The organism is Bacillus glycinifermentans (genome assembly GCF_001042475.2).
In the GTDB taxonomy this organism is placed as follows: Bacteria; Bacillota; Bacilli; order Bacillales; family Bacillaceae; genus Bacillus; species Bacillus glycinifermentans.
This window is the reverse complement of sequence record NZ_LECW02000067.1, coordinates 52003-68016: the sequence shown is the minus strand read 5'-3', so window position 1 is coordinate 68016 and position 16014 is coordinate 52003. Positions and strand designations below refer to the sequence as shown.

The 16014-nt window shown below is 49.3% G+C and carries 15 protein-coding genes; 1 reads left to right on the top strand and 14 read right to left on the bottom strand.

Annotated features, from left to right (window positions below; translation table 11 throughout):
* Nucleotides 1-11: 11 nt before the first annotated feature.
* The 14 genes from AB447_RS23580 to AB447_RS23515 form a co-directional block, all read right to left on the bottom strand.
* Nucleotides 12-1157 (bottom strand): DegT/DnrJ/EryC1/StrS family aminotransferase, encoded by a 1146-nt coding sequence (locus AB447_RS23580; RefSeq protein WP_048354348.1) that lies wholly within the window; start codon nt 1155-1157, stop codon nt 12-14.
* A gap of 22 nt (nt 1158-1179) precedes the next feature.
* The gene (locus AB447_RS23575) at nt 1180-1806 is read right to left on the bottom strand and encodes an acetyltransferase (protein WP_048354349.1); all 627 of its coding nucleotides are present in this window, start codon (nt 1804-1806) and stop codon (nt 1180-1182) included.
* On the bottom strand, nt 1806-2408 hold the full coding sequence (locus AB447_RS23570) for a sugar transferase (RefSeq protein ID WP_048354350.1): 603 nt from the start codon (nt 2406-2408) through the stop codon (nt 1806-1808). Before AB447_RS23570 ends, AB447_RS23575 begins: the two co-directional genes overlap by 1 nt.
* Nucleotides 2409-2428: 20 nt before the next feature.
* Entirely contained in the window at nt 2429-3985 is a 1557-nt protein-coding gene (locus AB447_RS23565; RefSeq protein WP_231592533.1) for an MATE family efflux transporter, read from the bottom strand.
* The gene (locus AB447_RS23560) at nt 3982-5001 is read right to left on the bottom strand and encodes a glycosyltransferase (RefSeq protein ID WP_048354352.1); all 1020 of its coding nucleotides are present in this window, start codon (nt 4999-5001) and stop codon (nt 3982-3984) included. Before AB447_RS23560 ends, AB447_RS23565 begins: the two co-directional genes overlap by 4 nt.
* Nucleotides 4998-6077 carry a polysaccharide pyruvyl transferase family protein gene (locus AB447_RS23555; protein WP_048354353.1) on the bottom strand — a complete coding sequence of 360 codons (1080 nt, stop codon included), beginning with the start codon at nt 6075-6077 and terminating at the stop codon, nt 4998-5000. The genes AB447_RS23560 and AB447_RS23555 overlap by 4 nt, the downstream gene beginning before the upstream one ends.
* Nucleotides 6078-6088: 11 nt before the next feature.
* On the bottom strand, nt 6089-7120 hold the full coding sequence (locus AB447_RS23550) for a glycosyltransferase family 2 protein (RefSeq protein ID WP_048354354.1): 1032 nt from the start codon (nt 7118-7120) through the stop codon (nt 6089-6091).
* Between the two features lie 69 nt (nt 7121-7189).
* The gene (locus tag AB447_RS23545; protein WP_048354355.1) at nt 7190-8293 is read right to left on the bottom strand and encodes an EpsG family protein; all 1104 of its coding nucleotides are present in this window, start codon (nt 8291-8293) and stop codon (nt 7190-7192) included.
* Between the two features lie 2 nt (nt 8294-8295).
* A complete protein-coding gene (locus tag AB447_RS23540) occupies nt 8296-9456 on the bottom strand; it encodes a glycosyltransferase family 1 protein (protein WP_048354356.1) in 1161 nt (386 codons plus the stop codon).
* Nucleotides 9449-10291 carry a glycosyltransferase EpsE gene (locus AB447_RS23535; protein WP_048354357.1) on the bottom strand — a complete coding sequence of 281 codons (843 nt, stop codon included), beginning with the start codon at nt 10289-10291 and terminating at the stop codon, nt 9449-9451. Before AB447_RS23535 ends, AB447_RS23540 begins: the two co-directional genes overlap by 8 nt.
* Complete coding sequence (locus AB447_RS23530) at nt 10288-11436, bottom strand: glycosyltransferase family 4 protein (protein ID WP_048354358.1); 1149 nt, start codon at nt 11434-11436, stop codon at nt 10288-10290. The genes AB447_RS23535 and AB447_RS23530 overlap by 4 nt, the downstream gene beginning before the upstream one ends.
* A gap of 11 nt (nt 11437-11447) precedes the next feature.
* Nucleotides 11448-13265 (bottom strand): polysaccharide biosynthesis protein, encoded by a 1818-nt coding sequence (locus tag AB447_RS23525; RefSeq protein ID WP_048354359.1) that lies wholly within the window; start codon nt 13263-13265, stop codon nt 11448-11450.
* A gap of 256 nt (nt 13266-13521) precedes the next feature.
* A complete protein-coding gene (locus AB447_RS23520; protein ID WP_172796393.1) occupies nt 13522-14205 on the bottom strand; it encodes a CpsD/CapB family tyrosine-protein kinase in 684 nt (227 codons plus the stop codon).
* On the bottom strand, nt 14195-14947 hold the full coding sequence (locus AB447_RS23515) for a YveK family protein (RefSeq protein ID WP_048354361.1): 753 nt from the start codon (nt 14945-14947) through the stop codon (nt 14195-14197). Before AB447_RS23515 ends, AB447_RS23520 begins: the two co-directional genes overlap by 11 nt.
* A gap of 236 nt (nt 14948-15183) precedes the next feature.
* On the opposite strand from AB447_RS23515, the gene slrR reads away from it, so the two are divergent.
* Complete coding sequence (gene slrR / locus AB447_RS23510) at nt 15184-15642, top strand: HTH-type transcriptional regulator SlrR (protein ID WP_048354362.1); 459 nt, start codon at nt 15184-15186, stop codon at nt 15640-15642.
* Nucleotides 15643-16014: the final 372 nt, after the last annotated feature.

The window sequence follows — 16014 nt, the reverse complement described above, 5'->3', positions numbered from 1 at the left end:
TGTATTACACCTCATTTATATGTGATCCGGTCACAGAGCACCTGAATGATCCGGTCTTGTTCTTCGATCGTCAAGCTTGAGCCTGACGGCAGGCAGAGCCCCCGTTCGAAAAGGTCGTCGGCAACCGGGCGGGTTTCATCATGCGCATAAAAGGCGGCGCCTTTAAAAAGCGGCTGCCTGTGAAGCGGCTTCCATAACGGACGCGCTTCAATATTTTCGCGTGCAAGCTGTTCGATGATGTCCGCCGGTGACGTTTTGATCTTTTCTGCATCAAACGTCAAGGTCGTCAGCCATCTGTTTGACATGCCGATTTCAGGCATGAAGTCGATGCCGGCGATGTCAGAGAGCGCCTCCTGATACCGTTTAAAAACAGCGCGCCGCGCTTTTACCCTGTCGTCCAAAACGCCGAGCTGGGCGATGCCGATTCCGGCCAGCACATTGCTCATCCGGTAATTGAAGCCGGCTTTCTCATGCTGGTAATGAACGGCAGGCTCTCTCGCCTGGGTCGCCAAAAACCGCGCTCTTTGCAAGGCTTCCTCATCATCGCTGACAAGCATTCCCCCGCCGGAGGTCGTGATGATTTTATTCCCGTTGAACGAATAGATGCCAAACCGGCCGAATGTTCCGCTTTTTCTGCCTTTATATTCTGATCCGAGCGATTCGGCTGCATCTTCGATGACCGGCACGGCATATTTGTCGCAGATCGAGATGATCTCGTCCATTTTGGCACTTTGCCCGTATAAATTGACAACGATGACGGCCTTTGGAAGGCTCCTTTCGCGCTCCGCTTCGTCCAGCGCCCGTTCGAGCGCTTCGGGAGACATGTTCCACGTATCCGGTTCAGAATCGATAAACACAGGTTCGGCCTGCTCATACAGTACAGGATTGGCACTGGCGACAAACGTAAAGGTAGAACAAAATACTTTGTCGCCTTTTTCGGCCCCCAATAATTTGAGTGCGAGATGAATCGCAGCCGTCCCCGAGCTGACGGCTGCCGCTCCGGCCGTTCCGGCATATGATGCCAGCTTTTCTTCAAACGCATCGACGAGCGGACCGAGAGGCGCGATCCAGTTTGTCCGAAAAGCCTCTGCTACATAGCGTTCCTCTTCACCGCTCATGTGCGGAGGCGATAAATAAATTCGCTTTTTCTGATCCATTGTTTTCACCCTTTTTACGCAGTTATTTAATCGTTCGCGCCGGTGTTCCGACGGCGGTCGAATCGTCCGGAATATCGCCGGTCACCACCGCTCCCGCGCCGGTCACGCTTCTCTCTCCGATCGTCTTTCCGGGAATGACAACGGTTCCTGCGCCGACATGCGCTCCGTCTTTAACGGTCACGCTTCCGGTCAAAATCGTTCCCGGCGACAGATGGACATAGTCACCGATCACATTGTCGTGTTCAACGATCGCACCGGTGTTGACGATGCTGTGGGCACCGATAAAGACATCAGCCTGAATGACGCTCGCCGCCATGACGACCGTCCCGTTTTGAAGCTGCGCCGATTTGCTGATAACGGCGGACGGATGAATAAGCACCGCATACCGTTCAAGCGGGAGGCCGAGGCTTTGAAACAGCTTTTCCCTCGTTTCGTTGCTTCCGACCCCAAGCATAAACTTCGCATCCGAAAGCTCCTGGATCAGCTCTTTCGCCGCATGGGAAGGTCCTTTATAAAGGCCGTTTTCTAGCTGAAGCTCCTGAAACCGGTCATCAAGAATTCCGGCCAGCACTGTATCCGGCAGCTCTTCGACGATCTCCCGGATGACCTTGCCGTGGCCCCCTGCGCCGATGATTACCACGTTTTGCATCAGGCATTCCTTCTCCCCGTGAATTTTTCGGCGGTGACATGATGGTCCTGGCTGACGCCCTCTGACTTCAGCACCTTGCCGATCGTCAACATAATGATTTTCAGGTCGAGAAAGAAAGACCTGTGATCGACATACCAGACATCGAGTTCAAACTTTTCTTCCCATGTCACTTTATTTCTGCCGTTGATTTGCGCCCAGCCTGTAATGCCGGGTCTGACTTCGTGCCGCCTCCACTGCCGCTTTGTATATAAGGGGACATATTCCATCAACAGCGGCCGCGGGCCGACGAGGCTGAGGTCGCCTTTGATGACGTTGATCAGCTGCGGCAGTTCATCAAGGCTCGTTTTTCTGATCAGCTTTCCCGTCTTTGTCAGCCGTTTTTCGTCGCTGAGCAGGTTCCCTGCTTCATCCCTTTCATCTGTCATCGTTCGAAACTTATACAATGTGAAAGGCTTGCCGTTCAGCCCCGGACGCGTCTGGCGGAACAAAACGGGCGAGCCGATTTTCCACCTGATGATGCAAGCCACAAGCAGCATGGCCGGACCGAGAACAAGGAGCAAAACAATCGCTGACACAAGATCAAAAAACCGTTTAGCTTTCACGAATACCGCACCCCTTTCTCCTATTTGAAAAATCCCTTCTGAAAAGGGAGCAACGCAGAAGTCCGAAACTTTTCCAGCCAGCTGAGGACTGAAAGCCGTTCTTCTTTTGTACATAACACAAAATACGCAAACAATACGTACGCACCAGACGCTGCCAGCGCCGTCATAATAAGAGACGGCAGGCCGTCGACCGCAAAAAAGAACTGGATTGCGAAGCAGACGCCCAATGCGAATGAAGCGCCGGCAAGCGGGGCATACACGCCTTTATAAAAGACCCGTTTTCGTTCACCCGTGATCTTTGAGGCGTACATCGGGGTGAAGACGACGTTTTTCAGCATTAAGGCAACAGCTCCGGAAAGCGCGATTCCGTAAAGGCCGAGTCCCGCCGGACCGCTCAGCACGACGGCGAGGATCAAGTTGACGGCGCCGAAGGCAACCGTCGTCAGCGCCGGCGTTCTCAGCTTGTTGTAAGCTGTAAAAATGTAAAACAGCGGCGCAGGGCTTAAAGAAACGACCAAATATCCGGCATGTATCAATAAAAGCCATTTCAAATGCTCGAAAGAAGGTCCGAGCCAAATCGTCAAAAACGGGCCGGCCAGTCCGCCGAGCAATGCTGCAGGCAGCGCAAGGATCAATCCGTTGAACCTGACGGCCCGGTTGGCATAGCGGACAAGCCCTTCTTTGTCCCCTTTTGAATAATAGAGCGTAATCGTCGGAGAAAATACGGCTGCAAGCGTTGAGGACAGCGTCCTCAATAAAAGCGGGAACTGAATGATCGCCGCGTACATTCCCGATTCGCTGACCCCAAGCATAAGGTTGGCCACCATTAAATCGATTTGCAGAAACAGCAGCACGCCGACCTGGCTGACCGAGCTCCATCCCCCGGACTGCAGCAGCTTCCTGCATTTTTTGAGCGACATATCCTTGATTCGAAACGAATACCAGGGAATCAGTTTTTTAAAGAAAACGAGCGACAGCATGCACGCCGACACGGTGGCGATAAAAGCGGCGAGCTGAATGTGCCAAATCTTCGGCGCAAACAATGAAAAAATACAGAAGACCGACAGCACGCGAATCAGCATTTGCACCGCCTGGATCGTGCTCGTGATATAGATTTTATTGGCGAAAAATGGACCTGCCGCAAACCCTGACATAAAAAATGTCAGCAGAAAAAGCAGACCGCCGATGAACAGCGCGATTTGCACATCGCTCAAGAGACCCGCAGGGACGCGGATGATCCGGTCGACAAAATAGATCGTTCCGCCAAGCGGCAAGAGCAAAACGAGCGAGAGGGCAAAAGACGAAATCATATACGTATTCATATAGCCCCTTGCCTCATCGAGCGCCCCCCTGTGGGCGGAGACGGAAAAAAATCTGACGACGACCGCGCTCAAGGCGACCGTAATTATCGAAAAATAATTGATCATGTTTTGCGTTAAATGAACGAAGCCGAACGCTTCAACTCCGAGCGTTTTGATGACAAACGGAGTCAGCCACATCGAAAACAGCACGGATAGCAAAAAGGACGCCACATTGGCGCCCAGATTCAGCAAAAATGTCTTATTCAAAAGGCTCATCCCTTACTGGGCAGATTTCGTTTAAAAAACAATTCGAGCAGGATCGGAACATGCAATTTGCATAACAGTAAAACAATCCGCTGTCCGAGCAATAGCTTTTTATTGCGCAATGACGTTTTTTCCACCGATGACTGCACCATCCGGTAGGACAAAATATCCTTAATATGCCGCCGTACCTGTTTTGAAGGCTTCCGTTCGGCGCACGCATTGGCCAGAAGCATCGGAATCTGGTGTTTGCACATGTACGTCTGCAGATCCTCCGCACATTCCTCAAACATCTGGAATGTCTCGTAAAATCTCTTTTTTGCACGATATTGCCTGATCAGGCTGTCATCCATGTACGGCTTAAAAGGAAGCTCTGTCAGGCTCTCCGGATTACACCTGTACATGTAATAGCCTTCATCGACCGCTTTTACGCGCTTTGCGGCGTAAAAAGCGTACAGGTTAAACGGCGAATCTTCCGCAAAACGAATATCTTCATAAAAATAGAGCTCGTTATGCTTCAGCAGGTCGCGTCTGTACAAATTCCGCCATACATACCAGATGAACCGGGTTTCGTGCGCCCTTCTCAGCTCATGCTTAATATCCCAGCCCAGCAGCAGGCGTCCGGCCGGCAAAGTCGGCGGAACATACTCGTTTCCTTTATCAGAATGCCTATGATAGCCGCACATGACGATATCAAGATCGTCCTCCTTCGCAGCGGCGTACATATTTTCAAACATCGCCGGCGACACAAAGTCGTCTCCGTCGACAAAGCCGACATACTCCCCTGTCGCTGCATGGAGCCCCGCATTTCTGGCGGAGCTCAGCCCGCCGTTCTTTTTATGGATCACTTTGACTCTTGCATCCTGATCGCAATACCGCCTTGCGATGTCTCCAGATCTGTCGGGTGACCCGTCATCAACGAGAATGATTTCGATATTTCTCAACGTCTGCTTGAGCAAAGAATTGACGCATTCTTCAATATAAGCTTCGACATTGTACATCGGAACGATGATGCTGACGAACGGCTTCATAGGGCATCACCTAATATCTTCCGCTTCAGATCGGTGAAATAATGATCCCTTGTCGGAGCGTTTTCGTGTGATGCATCGCTTTTGATCAATTCCTTGATCGCACCGAGCACCTCTGCCGTTCCGGGCTTTTCGACAAGCTTCATCGACGGGATGTCTTTCAGCCAGTTGAACCCTTCAAGCACCTTATGGTCAAAGGAGCGGATCACGACGCACGGCGTTCCGGTAATCGCGCAAAAGATCATGCCGTGCAGCCTGTCCGTCACCACAACTTCAGCGCCTCTCAATCGATCCCAGAGCTTGTTCAGCTCCATCTCGCGCGAGACGCTGCTCACTCTCTTGCCGATCGTCGTCGTAAACGTTCTGACCTCTCCGTATTCGTCAGTGACTGCTTTCAACAGCGCTTTTCGCTCTTCTTTTTTTAGAAAGCTTTCTTTATCATCCCTCAAGCACACCAAAATGCCGTCTCTTTCCCCCTGCTTCTCTTTCTTTAAATACAGCACCATGTCCGGCTGTTTCAAAATCGTTTTATCCGCAAAATGCCGTTTCATCAATTGATAGGTTGTCTCATCGCGCGCCATCAGCAACAGGCGGGGATGGGCATTGTAGATTTTTTTCGCCCTTTTTAATTCCTTTTGTCCGTAAGGCGTCTTCGAAAAATGGGCAGTGGCCGGAAGCTGCACGATTTTATACTGCTTAAACGTCTTGATGATAAAGCGTCTCGTCCATTCTTCATTTCTGTATAAATCGCCCATATTGCCGCCGCCGATGATAAACACCATATCCTCTGGGTGGCGGACGCGCCGCAGCGCTTTTGCGTGTTTGTAAATATCATTGATGCCGATCTCGATCACTTCAAAACCGGGAAACTCATTTTCTATAAATGTTCTGCTTGCCAGGGCAATCGCGTGATCCCCCAAATTATCGTGGGAAGGAATTAGCGTCAAAATGATCTTTTTCTTCCCGTTATATTGGTCAAACCTTTTTAAACCAGGTGTTCCCATCAAGAATTCTGATGGATATTTCACCTTCAGCAGAAGCCATTCCGCAAGATTGACTTTCCATTCCTGAAAGGTCATGTCCTCACCGCCTATTTCTTCATTCTGTACTCGATCGTTTTCTGATACAGCGCTGCGAACCCGTACACGGCCGGCACGAGGCGCCAGCGGACGAGCAACAGCAGCAGCTTCTTCTTCGAATCAAAAGCCGTCAGGTCGACAGCGGGAATTTTCCTTCTAAACTCAGGAGAGGCGCAAATCCGCCTGATATTTTTGTATTTTTCCGCCGAAGGGTTTTTATTCAGGCTTTTGCACTCATTCAAAATGCTGCCCAACGCGTGGTTCACGAGAAAGACGTGAAGCGCGTCTTCCAAAGCTTGAAGCCCTCCGTGCTTTGCCAGGCATTCAAGATTTGCCTCGTATAGGGCAAGGCCGTCTTCGTAAAGCCCCGGCTGATACTTTTGGACAATCGATGTCAGGTGAACCCTGTAGTGGTACAAAGGCTTGGTCACAAACGCCGCTGTATTTGCAAAAAGCAGGCACCTGAAACTGAAGTATTGATCTTCGATATTCTCCAATTCATCCCTGAGCGGAAAGGCGAGCCGGTGCTCTTCGATCAGGCTGCGCCTGTAAAGCTTGTTCCAGGAAAAACCGCTCACCCTGCCCTTGAGCAGATCTGTGATGTATGCGTCTTTCGGCTTTCCGGCGTAGAGTTTCCCAATCTCGGGAAAGATCGTTTTCCCCGTATCCTGAATGTCTACGGCATAATCGCAGATGACGAGATCGGCTTCCTCGGCCTTCGCTTTTTCATACATGGCCCTGCAATAGTCGGGGTCAATCCAGTCATCCGAATCGATGAAAGCCAGATACTCTCCTTCTGCGGCTTCTATTCCTTTATTCCGCACGGCCCCGAGCCCTTGATTTTCCTGCTGGATCGTTTTGATCCGGCCGTCCTTTCTGGCAAAATGATCAATGATTTTCTGGCTTCCGTCCGTCGAACCGTCATTGACGATGATGATTTCGATATTTGTTAAGGTCTGGCTGATCAGCGATTGTAAACAATTCGGCAAAAAAGCTTCTGTATTGTATACTGCGACCAGTAAGCTAACGGCTGGGTTTTCCAATATGATTAACTCCTTTGTCGACATTTTTCACAAGACCGGAATGATCCGCCGCCTTGTCTGTTTCATAGATTAACGTTCAAAAATCGTTCTGTACGGCAGCACCGAAGAATCGAACGGCATGAGCATAAAGCTGTATAAGAAATAACAGATCAAAAACAAAACGTATAAAAGCGCATTCGATTTCGGTTCAAAAATCCGGACAAAGTAAGGAACGAGAATCAGCTGATAAAGTCCAAAATAGATGTTAAACCTTGCAAAGATGACATCCTTTGTCGCCAAAACACCGAATAAAAAACCGATCAGGCAAAAGTTGACGATATAGTCGATCTCGGGCCAGCGCTTCCGCAGCTGCTCTCTGAAGCAAAACGCAAGCACGAGCGGAAGGAGAAGGACGATGATTTTAATCGAGTTCATTCCGTTTGAATTTTTCATAAGCCACTCTTCATAATGTCCGTATGAACTGTTTTCAAGCACGGAGATAAAGACGGAAAGAAACTTTTGATACATGAAAGTCCCGGCTAAAAATAGAAGAGTGAGGAGACCCATGACAGGCGACCACGCTTTTCTTCTGACAATGAAATAGACGGGAATCATGATCAGGGCAGATGAATGAAACAGCGAGCAAATCAGCACGGTCATCGTATAGCGCACCCAGTTTCCGCCGATCACGTACTTGACCGCCCAAAACAAGGCAGCCGCCACCATGTACTGGCGGATCCCGTTGAATGACGCATAGTAATAGAACATTCCTAAAAATAAAAACATGCTTAATTCAAACGGCCGTCCGTATACATAAAGCGTCTTGACGATAAAAAAATAGGTGATGGCACTGACGGTGACAAACATGATCTGCGGATCGCCTGTGATATGATTCAACAGCCACAAGAGCGCAGTGAAGCCCGGATCTGTAGAGGCTTTGGACCCGCCGAATCCGAAAATCGCCCAAATGCTGTCATATTTGCCGGCCAATTCGTAAAGCAGCATATAGGTTTGGTAGTCTGTTCCGACCTTGTACCTCAATCCGGCGACGATGATCAGGGAAGCGAGCGGAACGGCGGCAAGAATCGCGTTCGGACGGTAGCCCGTCGGCAGAGAATGATCTTCTTTGCCGTACATTTTCGCAAACCATGACCATACGAAAACGATCCCCATATTCAGCATGTAAACGGCCATGTTTACTGTCCTTCTGCTAAGGAGATCGAATAGAGATCCATTAACCTTGTCAGATTCGCTTTCGCATCATATCCCCTCGCCGCCAGAGCGCTTTCGATGTCGGGCCAAGCCGGCTGTTCCGCCTGCTGTGCCCGGCCGATCTCCTCTGCCCATCGGTCAAACCCCGCTCCAAGGCTGACCCTCTTCAATAAACCGAGACCAAGGTCGGTTTCCTTCGTGATGGTGTCCGAGACGACGCAAGGAAGACCGGAAGCCTGCGCTTCCACAAGAACGAGCGGCAGCCCTTCAAACAAGGACGGCATCACGAATACGTCAAACGTCCGCATCAAGGAAGGAACGTCTTCAACAACGCCGAGAAACAAGACCTCGTCTTCCAGCCCGAGCCTTGCCGCTTGTTCTTCGATTTGTTTGCGAAGCGGCCCGTCGCCGGCGAACACCGCCTGAAAGGGTGTGCCCGTTTTTTTGAGGCTGCCGGCGAGCTCAAGCAGAAACGGGTGGTTTTTTTGTTCGAAAAAGCGGCCGACATGCCCGATGACAAGCGCGTTTTCGCGGATGCCGAACCTTTTTCTCATACCGGCTTTTGAGCGGCTGTTCGCCTCTTGAAAACGGGCAAGGTCAATTCCGTTTTGCAAAAGGTGAACAGCGTTTTTGCTCATCTTCTTTCCGCCGAACAAAAAGCGGCCGGCATCTTGGCCGCAGGCGCAAAGCGCCGTGGAGCACGCGAACATGAGCCGGCGGAACAACCGGAGCTGAACCGCATCCATAAAACGGGGATTCGGCTTCCAGGCCGTATTATGCGAATGGCAGATGCGGACCGGAACGCCCGCAAGCTTGGCCGCCAAAGCGGCAAAGCCCGTCTGAAAGTCGGTGTGTGCATGAACGGCTGAAAACGGCCCTTTTTCGATCAGAACGTCCCTGATCCTTTTGATATAAGAAAGAAGACCGGCCGTGCCGATGCTCGGCACATAAAACACGCGCCCGCCGAGCGATATGATTTCCGGGTCGTAGTCGCACGTTTCCTCCCGGTGTGAAATGAAATCGAATTGGACCCGGCTCCTGTCGGCATGGCGGTACATGTTCATAATCATCGTCTCCGCGCCGCCTCGGTTCATTCCGCTTACGATGTGGAGCACCCGTTTTGGTCTCGCGCTTCTGTCATTCATGTTTTACGACCCCTCCGCCTTCATTCATCAGTCTTTTTTTATGATATTTGTTCATGATAAAAGGAGGCATGAGCCCCCTGATGATCGGTTTCATCATGTAAGCATAGTCGGAAAGCGGCAGCTTCAGCCGTCTGCATGCGTCATAGACGATAAACGCATTATCGATGGAATAGCTGAGCTTTCTCCTTTTAAACGCCGATTCGTCTTCCCTTACTTTGTACAATGCCTCCTGAAGATTGTAGCCTCTGTATCCCGCTTCAAAAAACCGGAGCCATAAATCGATGTCTTCCATTCTTCTCGTCCGCCTGCCAACGCGGTAGCCTTTCAGCGCCTGATAAGCTTCAGCACGCATCATGATCGTCGCATGGCAAAACGGCGTCCCTTTTGCCATGATTCGCGGGGTCGGCGCAGGAGGAAGCATTCTGACGCCTCTCACGCCTTCTTCATCAAAAGCGATCATCCCGCTTCCGACGACCTGGTAATGGGGCTGTTTTTCCAAAAACGCGACCTGTTTTTCAAAGCGGCGCGGCAAAGAGATATCATCGCCGTCCTGGCGCGCGATATATGTCCCGCCGGCATACCGGAGGCAATGATTTAGGGAAGCGGCGAGGCGCTTATTTTTCTCATTCCTGATCAGCCTGATTTTATCGCTGTAATGGTCGGCATACTGCCTGGCGATGTCATAGGTCCGATCTGTCGAAGCGTCGTCGCAGATGATCATCTCCCAATTTTTATAGGTTTGGCTCAAAATCGACTCGATGCTTTCGGCTAGCGTGTCTTCGCAATTGTACACTCCCATAATGACCGATACTTTCGGCTTTTGCCGGTTTGTCATCCTTTCAGCCTCCTTTCAGCTGCTTCGTTTTTCATAAAGGAAGAATATATGTCCGCCATTTCTTTAACCGTGTGTTGCTGCGAATAAGCGGCAGCCGTTTTTCTTCCCTCTTCACCCATCCGTTCTCGCAATTCGGGAGAATGGTAAAGCTGGAAAAGACGGTCGCTGAAGGTTCGGGCGTCTCCCTGCGAAATGAGAAAGCCGTTTGCTCCGTCTTTGATGACTTCGCGATGACCGCGGTTGTCGGTGGCAACGGCGGGTTTTCCGGCTGCCATTCCTTCAAGGAGATTCATGCCGAGGCCTTCCCTTATGCTTGAGGCGACAGATACGTCGGCAAGCTTGATCCATTCGTGAATGTCCTTTTGAAACCCCGCAAACGTAACATGGTCAGCAGCTCCTTTTCGCTCAGCCAGGCGGCGGTACTCGGCTTCCATCAGCCCCTTCCCGGCAAAGACGAGCCTGACGTTTGGAATCCGCTCTTTTAAATACGCTGCTGTTTCGATTAAAAGCGCCTGATTTTTGTTCATGTTCAGCTCAGCCGGATAAATGAGAACGAAATCGTCTTCATTCAGTCGGTGTTTTGTTCTAAGCCGTCTTTTTTCTTCCTCATCAACAGGGTGAAACCGTCCGGTGTCAACGCCGATGCCGTGGATCTTTTCCGTCCGCATCCTGCTGCTGAGGCCCTTTGCAAGCTGATAATCTTCTTGATTAATCGTGATCAGGCAATCCGTCAAAAAGGAGAGCCCTTTTTCGATCGGATAGTACAGCAGCCAATTTTTCAAGGGCGCTCCCTGGCAAAAGTGGAAGCCGTGGGCGGTATACATCACTGCCGTTCCCTGTTTTCTCTGTTTCCGGGCGGCCAGTCTGGCTAATACGCCGCCCATCGGAGTATGGCAATGGATGATGCTGTACTCATGTTCATCGATGATGCGTGAAAGCTCTCGGTATGCCGCCAGGTTGCCTGTACGAAAGGGAGAACGCTCGATCCCGATATCGAATTGCCGATCGGCAAAAGGCAGCTTCATGCTCCCTTTCGCCGCTGCGTGAACCGTCCAGCCCTGCTCTTTGAACCACTTAAAATACGGAAGGTGAAATGCTTTAAAGTGATAATCCACCGTCGCGCAAAACAAAACCGTTCTCGTCATGATTCATCCTCCTAATGCGCTGTCACCAGCTTTTTCTCACGCTGTCCGATAGCGCTGAACAAACGCTCTCTCAGCTCGCGGTCCGACAGATACATAAACTCTTCCATAAAGGTTTTGAGCACGGTCCATTCGACATCGACCGCCTTGCCGATATGAATTTTCGGAAAAACCTGTTCAGCCAGCACCTCATTTTTGTTGAGCAGCTCTTCGTACATTTTTTCGCCCGGCCGTATGCCGGTAAATTCGATTTTGATCTGATCTGTCGTGTAACCTGACAGCTGAATGAGATTTTTCGCGAGATCGACGATTTTTACAGGCTCGCCCATATCAAGCACAAAAATCTGCCTTCCCTTTGCAAGGGCTCCCGCTTGAATGACCAGTCTTGAGGCTTCCGGAATCGTCATAAAATACCGGGTCATATCCTGGTGTGTCACGGTTACGGGACCGCCTTTGGCGATTTGCTTTTTGAAAATCGGAATGACGCTTCCCCTGCTGCCGAGCACATTCCCGAAGCGGACGGCGACGAATTTTGTTTTGCTCGTTTTGCCGAGATTCATAATCAGCATTTCCGCAAACCGCTTCGTCGCGCCCATGATGTTAGCCGGGTTGACCGCTTTGTCCGACGAAATGAGGACAAACGTTTCGACGCCTGATTCATCAGCGGCTTCGGCGACGTTTTTCGTGCCGAGAATGTTGTTTTTGACCGCTTCTTTCGGACACTTTTCCATAAGCGGAACATGCTTGTGTGCAGCCGCGTGATAGACGACATTCGGTTTATAGCGCTCCATCAGCAAGAACATTTTTTCCCTGTCCTGGATGTCGGCGATTTCGGGATAGTAGCTGACACTGCTTCCGAATTTCTCTTGCAGCTCAAGCAATATCGAATGAATGCTGTTTTCTCCATGGCCGACCAAAATGATTGATTTCGGCTTGAATTTGCTGATCTGCCGGCAGATTTCCGAGCCGATTGAGCCTCCTGCACCGGTGACAAGAACGACGCGGTCTTTTACGGTATTTGAGATTCCGCTCGTATCAAGCTGAACGGGCTCCCTGCCGAGAAGATCCTCCGCCTTGACGTCGCGAAGCTGGCCGACGGGATGTCTGCCGAGCAAAATCTCGTCGATTTTCGGCATGATCTGCGTTTTGACGCCCGTTTGTGCGCACGCTTTGTACATCTCCTGCATTTGAGTGACGGTCAAGGACGGAATGGCGATGATGATCATGTCGATATTCATTTGCCTGACCGCCTGAACGATCTGTCCTTTCCCTCCCAATACGGGCAGTCCCATAATTTCGAGGCGGTGCTTCGTTTTGTCGTCATCGATAAAAGCGACAGGCTCGATATTCAATTCGTGCTTCTGCAGAAGCTGCTTTGCAATTAGGCTGCCTGCTGAACCTGCGCCGATGATGAGGGCTCTGGCAGATCCCTTGCTTCCTTTGTTCACGCGCTCCCTGATGATCCGCCACATCATCCGCGATCCTCCGATCAGCAGCAGCTGGAACAGCCAGCTTAAACATAACAGGCGGATCGGAACATTTTGAAAGAACAGCAGTTCAATGAATATTGTCATTAGGTGGGATAATGTAATCGATTTTAATAACACGCACAATTCCCCAATGCTCGCATATTCCCACACTTTTTTATAAAGATGAAAGAAATGGGCAAATAAATGCTGGGAGCCCAGCAGAAACAGCGAGGTCATCAGCAGCATTTCCGAAGGGTATAATTCATATGATGGCAAAATCAGCTGGTACCCGATGAAAATAGACAGCAGAACCAAGTACGAATCGAGTGCGGTGATAATGGAAAGCCTTCTCCGATATGTCAATTTCCTACCTCCTCAAGTATCTTTCTAGCTGATGACATTTTTTCAGGCAAAATACCATCAGCTAAAAAGATACAAACGTTGATGAATCCGAATGATGAGAATAAAATGGGCATTTAACCCGTCCTCACGCCCCGCCATCGACGACTTGCATCTAAGGCAGCCGATTAACGCCTGCCCACAGTAGAGCCGAGTGCCTCCATTGATAAAGGTAAGGAAGACATCACCTTTTTTCGGCCTGATGCGGCCCTTAGAATTGCTAATAGTTGTATTGACGCGCTTTTTTGACTTTCCTTCCGTTTAAGACCGCGCCAAGCAGCTCGCTTTTTGAGGAATTGAGCGCATCCCTTGCCTTAATGGCGTTATCAAGCTTTGTTTTTCCGCTCAAGATGATCAGGATGCTTCCGTCCACCTGATTCGCTAAAATCTGCGCATCGGCAACGGGCAACAGCGGAGGAGAGTCCAGGAGCACAAGGTCGTACTGCTCGTACGCTTCCTTAAGCAAATCCGCCATGGCCTGTGATGACAACAGTTCGGCCGGATTCGGCGGAATCGGCCCGCTTGTCAGCACATGGAGACTTTCTGTCTGGCTTTGCTGAACGACGTTTTCCAGGTGCGTTTTTTTCATCAGTACATTTGTGACGCCTGAATGATTATCAAGCTGAAAGATCTTGTGTATAGACGGCTTTCTTAAATCCGCGTCGATAAGAAGAACCTTTTTTTCCTGCTGTGAAAAAACGACCGCCAGGTTTGCAGCGGTGAACGATTTGCCTTCTCCCGGAAGACCGGATGTAATCAGCAGTGATCTGAACGGCTTTTCAAAAGAGGAAAATTCGATGTTCGTCCTGATCGTCCGGTACTGTTCGACAATCGGCGTATTTGGCTGATCCAAAGCGACAAGCGCTGACTCGTATTTTCGCGAGCGTTTTTTTCTAATAGCCAAGCGGCTCACTCCTTCCGGTTTTTACGTGAATGTTCATATTAGAGTCTTTTCGGAAACTGCTTTTCTTGCTTTTCATCTGTTCGATGCTTCCGAGATAAATGAATCCCGCCTCCTTCTCGACTTGTGACGGACGCGCCACCGTATCATCGAGAAAATCGAGAAAGAACGCCAAGGCGATTCCAGCCATCAATGCAGCTCCAAAAGACAGCAAAATATTCATTTTGTAATTCGGTCTGACCGGTGTCGGCGATTTGACAATGTCAGCCTTTGAAAGAACTGTTACACGATCGGTATTCATGATCTGTTTAATTTCTTTTTTAAGAACAGCCGTTAACGTGTTCGCGATTTCGGCCGCCCTTTTTTGGCTTTTATCCTGAACCGAGATGTTGATAATCTCTGATTCGCTTTCGCTGCTCGTCGTAATTTTCTCCTTCAATCCGCCGACAGATTCCGGTAAATCAAGCTCTTGTTTTACCTGCTCCAAAATAACCGGATTTTTTAACAGGGCTTGAAACGTCCGCGTATATTGAAGGTTGATTTGAATATCGCTGAATGTGGCACTCCCCTTTTTCTCACCGACCTGATGGACTAAAATCTGCGTCGAAGCCTGATAGACAGGTGTCAGCACAAAGAACTGAATGAATCCGCTGATCATCGTTACACCTATTGTCAAAGCCAGGATTAGAACAGTTCGTTTTCGCAATATCGCAATCAATTCTCTAAAATCTATGTTTTCCTTCATGCTTGACTGCCTCCTCAGGAATGCCGTTTGTTAATGATTGGATTATAAAAGAAAAAATTTGAATTGAAAAATGCTGAATTTAGCTATATAGTTCTCTTTAGAGAACAAAATCGTTCGTTTTCTTCTATTTTCTGTTGATATCTTAAATTTTTGAATTTTATAAAGAACAGTTTATTTCTTATAATGAACAAGAAAGCGTTTAAATCGAATGGTGAAGGGGAAGGGGAGGATTTAGTATGATCGGGAAGGTCATCCGCATGTACCGAAAAAGAAAAGGCTACTCCATCAACCAGCTTGCAGACATAGCCGGCGTTTCAAAATCGTATTTAAGCAAGATTGAACGCGGGGTTCACAGAAACCCTTCTGTCGAATTTCTCAAAAAAATCTCCCATGCGCTGAAAGTGGAGCTGAAAGAGCTGTTTGATACTGAAGTGATCCTTTACCGCCGGGCCGAACATGATGAAGAATGGAGAACCCATTTGGTAGAGGCTGTTCAGGCGGGGATGAATCAGGAAGAACTGTTTCAATTTACACACCGTCTCAGGCAGCAAAAGAAAGAACGGACCTTTTACCGAAGCAGACAGATTACACAAGCCAACATCGACGACTGGAGAGCGCTCATGACAGAGGCGAAGGAACTGGGGTTGACGATTCAGGAAGTGAAAGCATTCTTGATGAGGGCACGAAACAGTTAGTACCGCACTCATTCATATTACCTGCATAAAACGGAGATCATTGACTTTGATCATTCTGAGTCTTCTAATGATCGCAAAAACAATTCAATACTAAATTACCAAAAATTCGGAATAGTCGTATTACTAAATCGAGCGAATGACATGCGTCTTTAGCTCCGTTTTCACCTGTTTGTTTTATTTACCGAACCTTTGATTTCATGACAGTCTTTAAAGAGACTTTTATATATAATGAAGAAACTCGGTTTTTGATTCCCGTACACCAGGCAGCCGGCTGAAATAAAGTGACTTTTGTCATCGGCAGATTTGATTAAAAAGAGGCGGCTGTGCATATTTGTTGAATCGCTCATCCCACATCGATTAAAATGAATAAAA

Excerpts from the sequence above, each read along its gene's own strand:
- AB447_RS23580 (WP_048354348.1), bottom strand. The coding sequence starts at position 1,157 with ATGGATCAGAAAAAGCGAATTTATTTATCGCCTCCGCACATGAGCGGT.
- AB447_RS23575 (WP_048354349.1), bottom strand. The coding sequence starts at position 1,806 with ATGCAAAACGTGGTAATCATCGGCGCAGGGGGCCACGGCAAGGTCATC.
- AB447_RS23565 (WP_231592533.1), bottom strand. The coding sequence starts at position 3,985 with ATGAGCCTTTTGAATAAGACATTTTTGCTGAATCTGGGCGCCAATGTG.
- AB447_RS23560 (WP_048354352.1), bottom strand. The coding sequence starts at position 5,001 with ATGAAGCCGTTCGTCAGCATCATCGTTCCGATGTACAATGTCGAAGCT.
- AB447_RS23555 (WP_048354353.1), bottom strand. The coding sequence starts at position 6,077 with ATGACCTTTCAGGAATGGAAAGTCAATCTTGCGGAATGGCTTCTGCTG.
- AB447_RS23545 (WP_048354355.1), bottom strand. The coding sequence starts at position 8,293 with ATGGCCGTTTACATGCTGAATATGGGGATCGTTTTCGTATGGTCATGG.
- AB447_RS23540 (WP_048354356.1), bottom strand. The coding sequence starts at position 9,456 with ATGAATGACAGAAGCGCGAGACCAAAACGGGTGCTCCACATCGTAAGC.
- AB447_RS23535 (WP_048354357.1), bottom strand. The coding sequence starts at position 10,291 with ATGACAAACCGGCAAAAGCCGAAAGTATCGGTCATTATGGGAGTGTAC.
- AB447_RS23530 (WP_048354358.1), bottom strand. The coding sequence starts at position 11,436 with ATGACGAGAACGGTTTTGTTTTGCGCGACGGTGGATTATCACTTTAAA.
- AB447_RS23515 (WP_048354361.1), bottom strand. The coding sequence starts at position 14,947 with ATGAAGGAAAACATAGATTTTAGAGAATTGATTGCGATATTGCGAAAA.
- slrR (WP_048354362.1), top strand. The coding sequence starts at position 15,184 with ATGATCGGGAAGGTCATCCGCATGTACCGAAAAAGAAAAGGCTACTCC.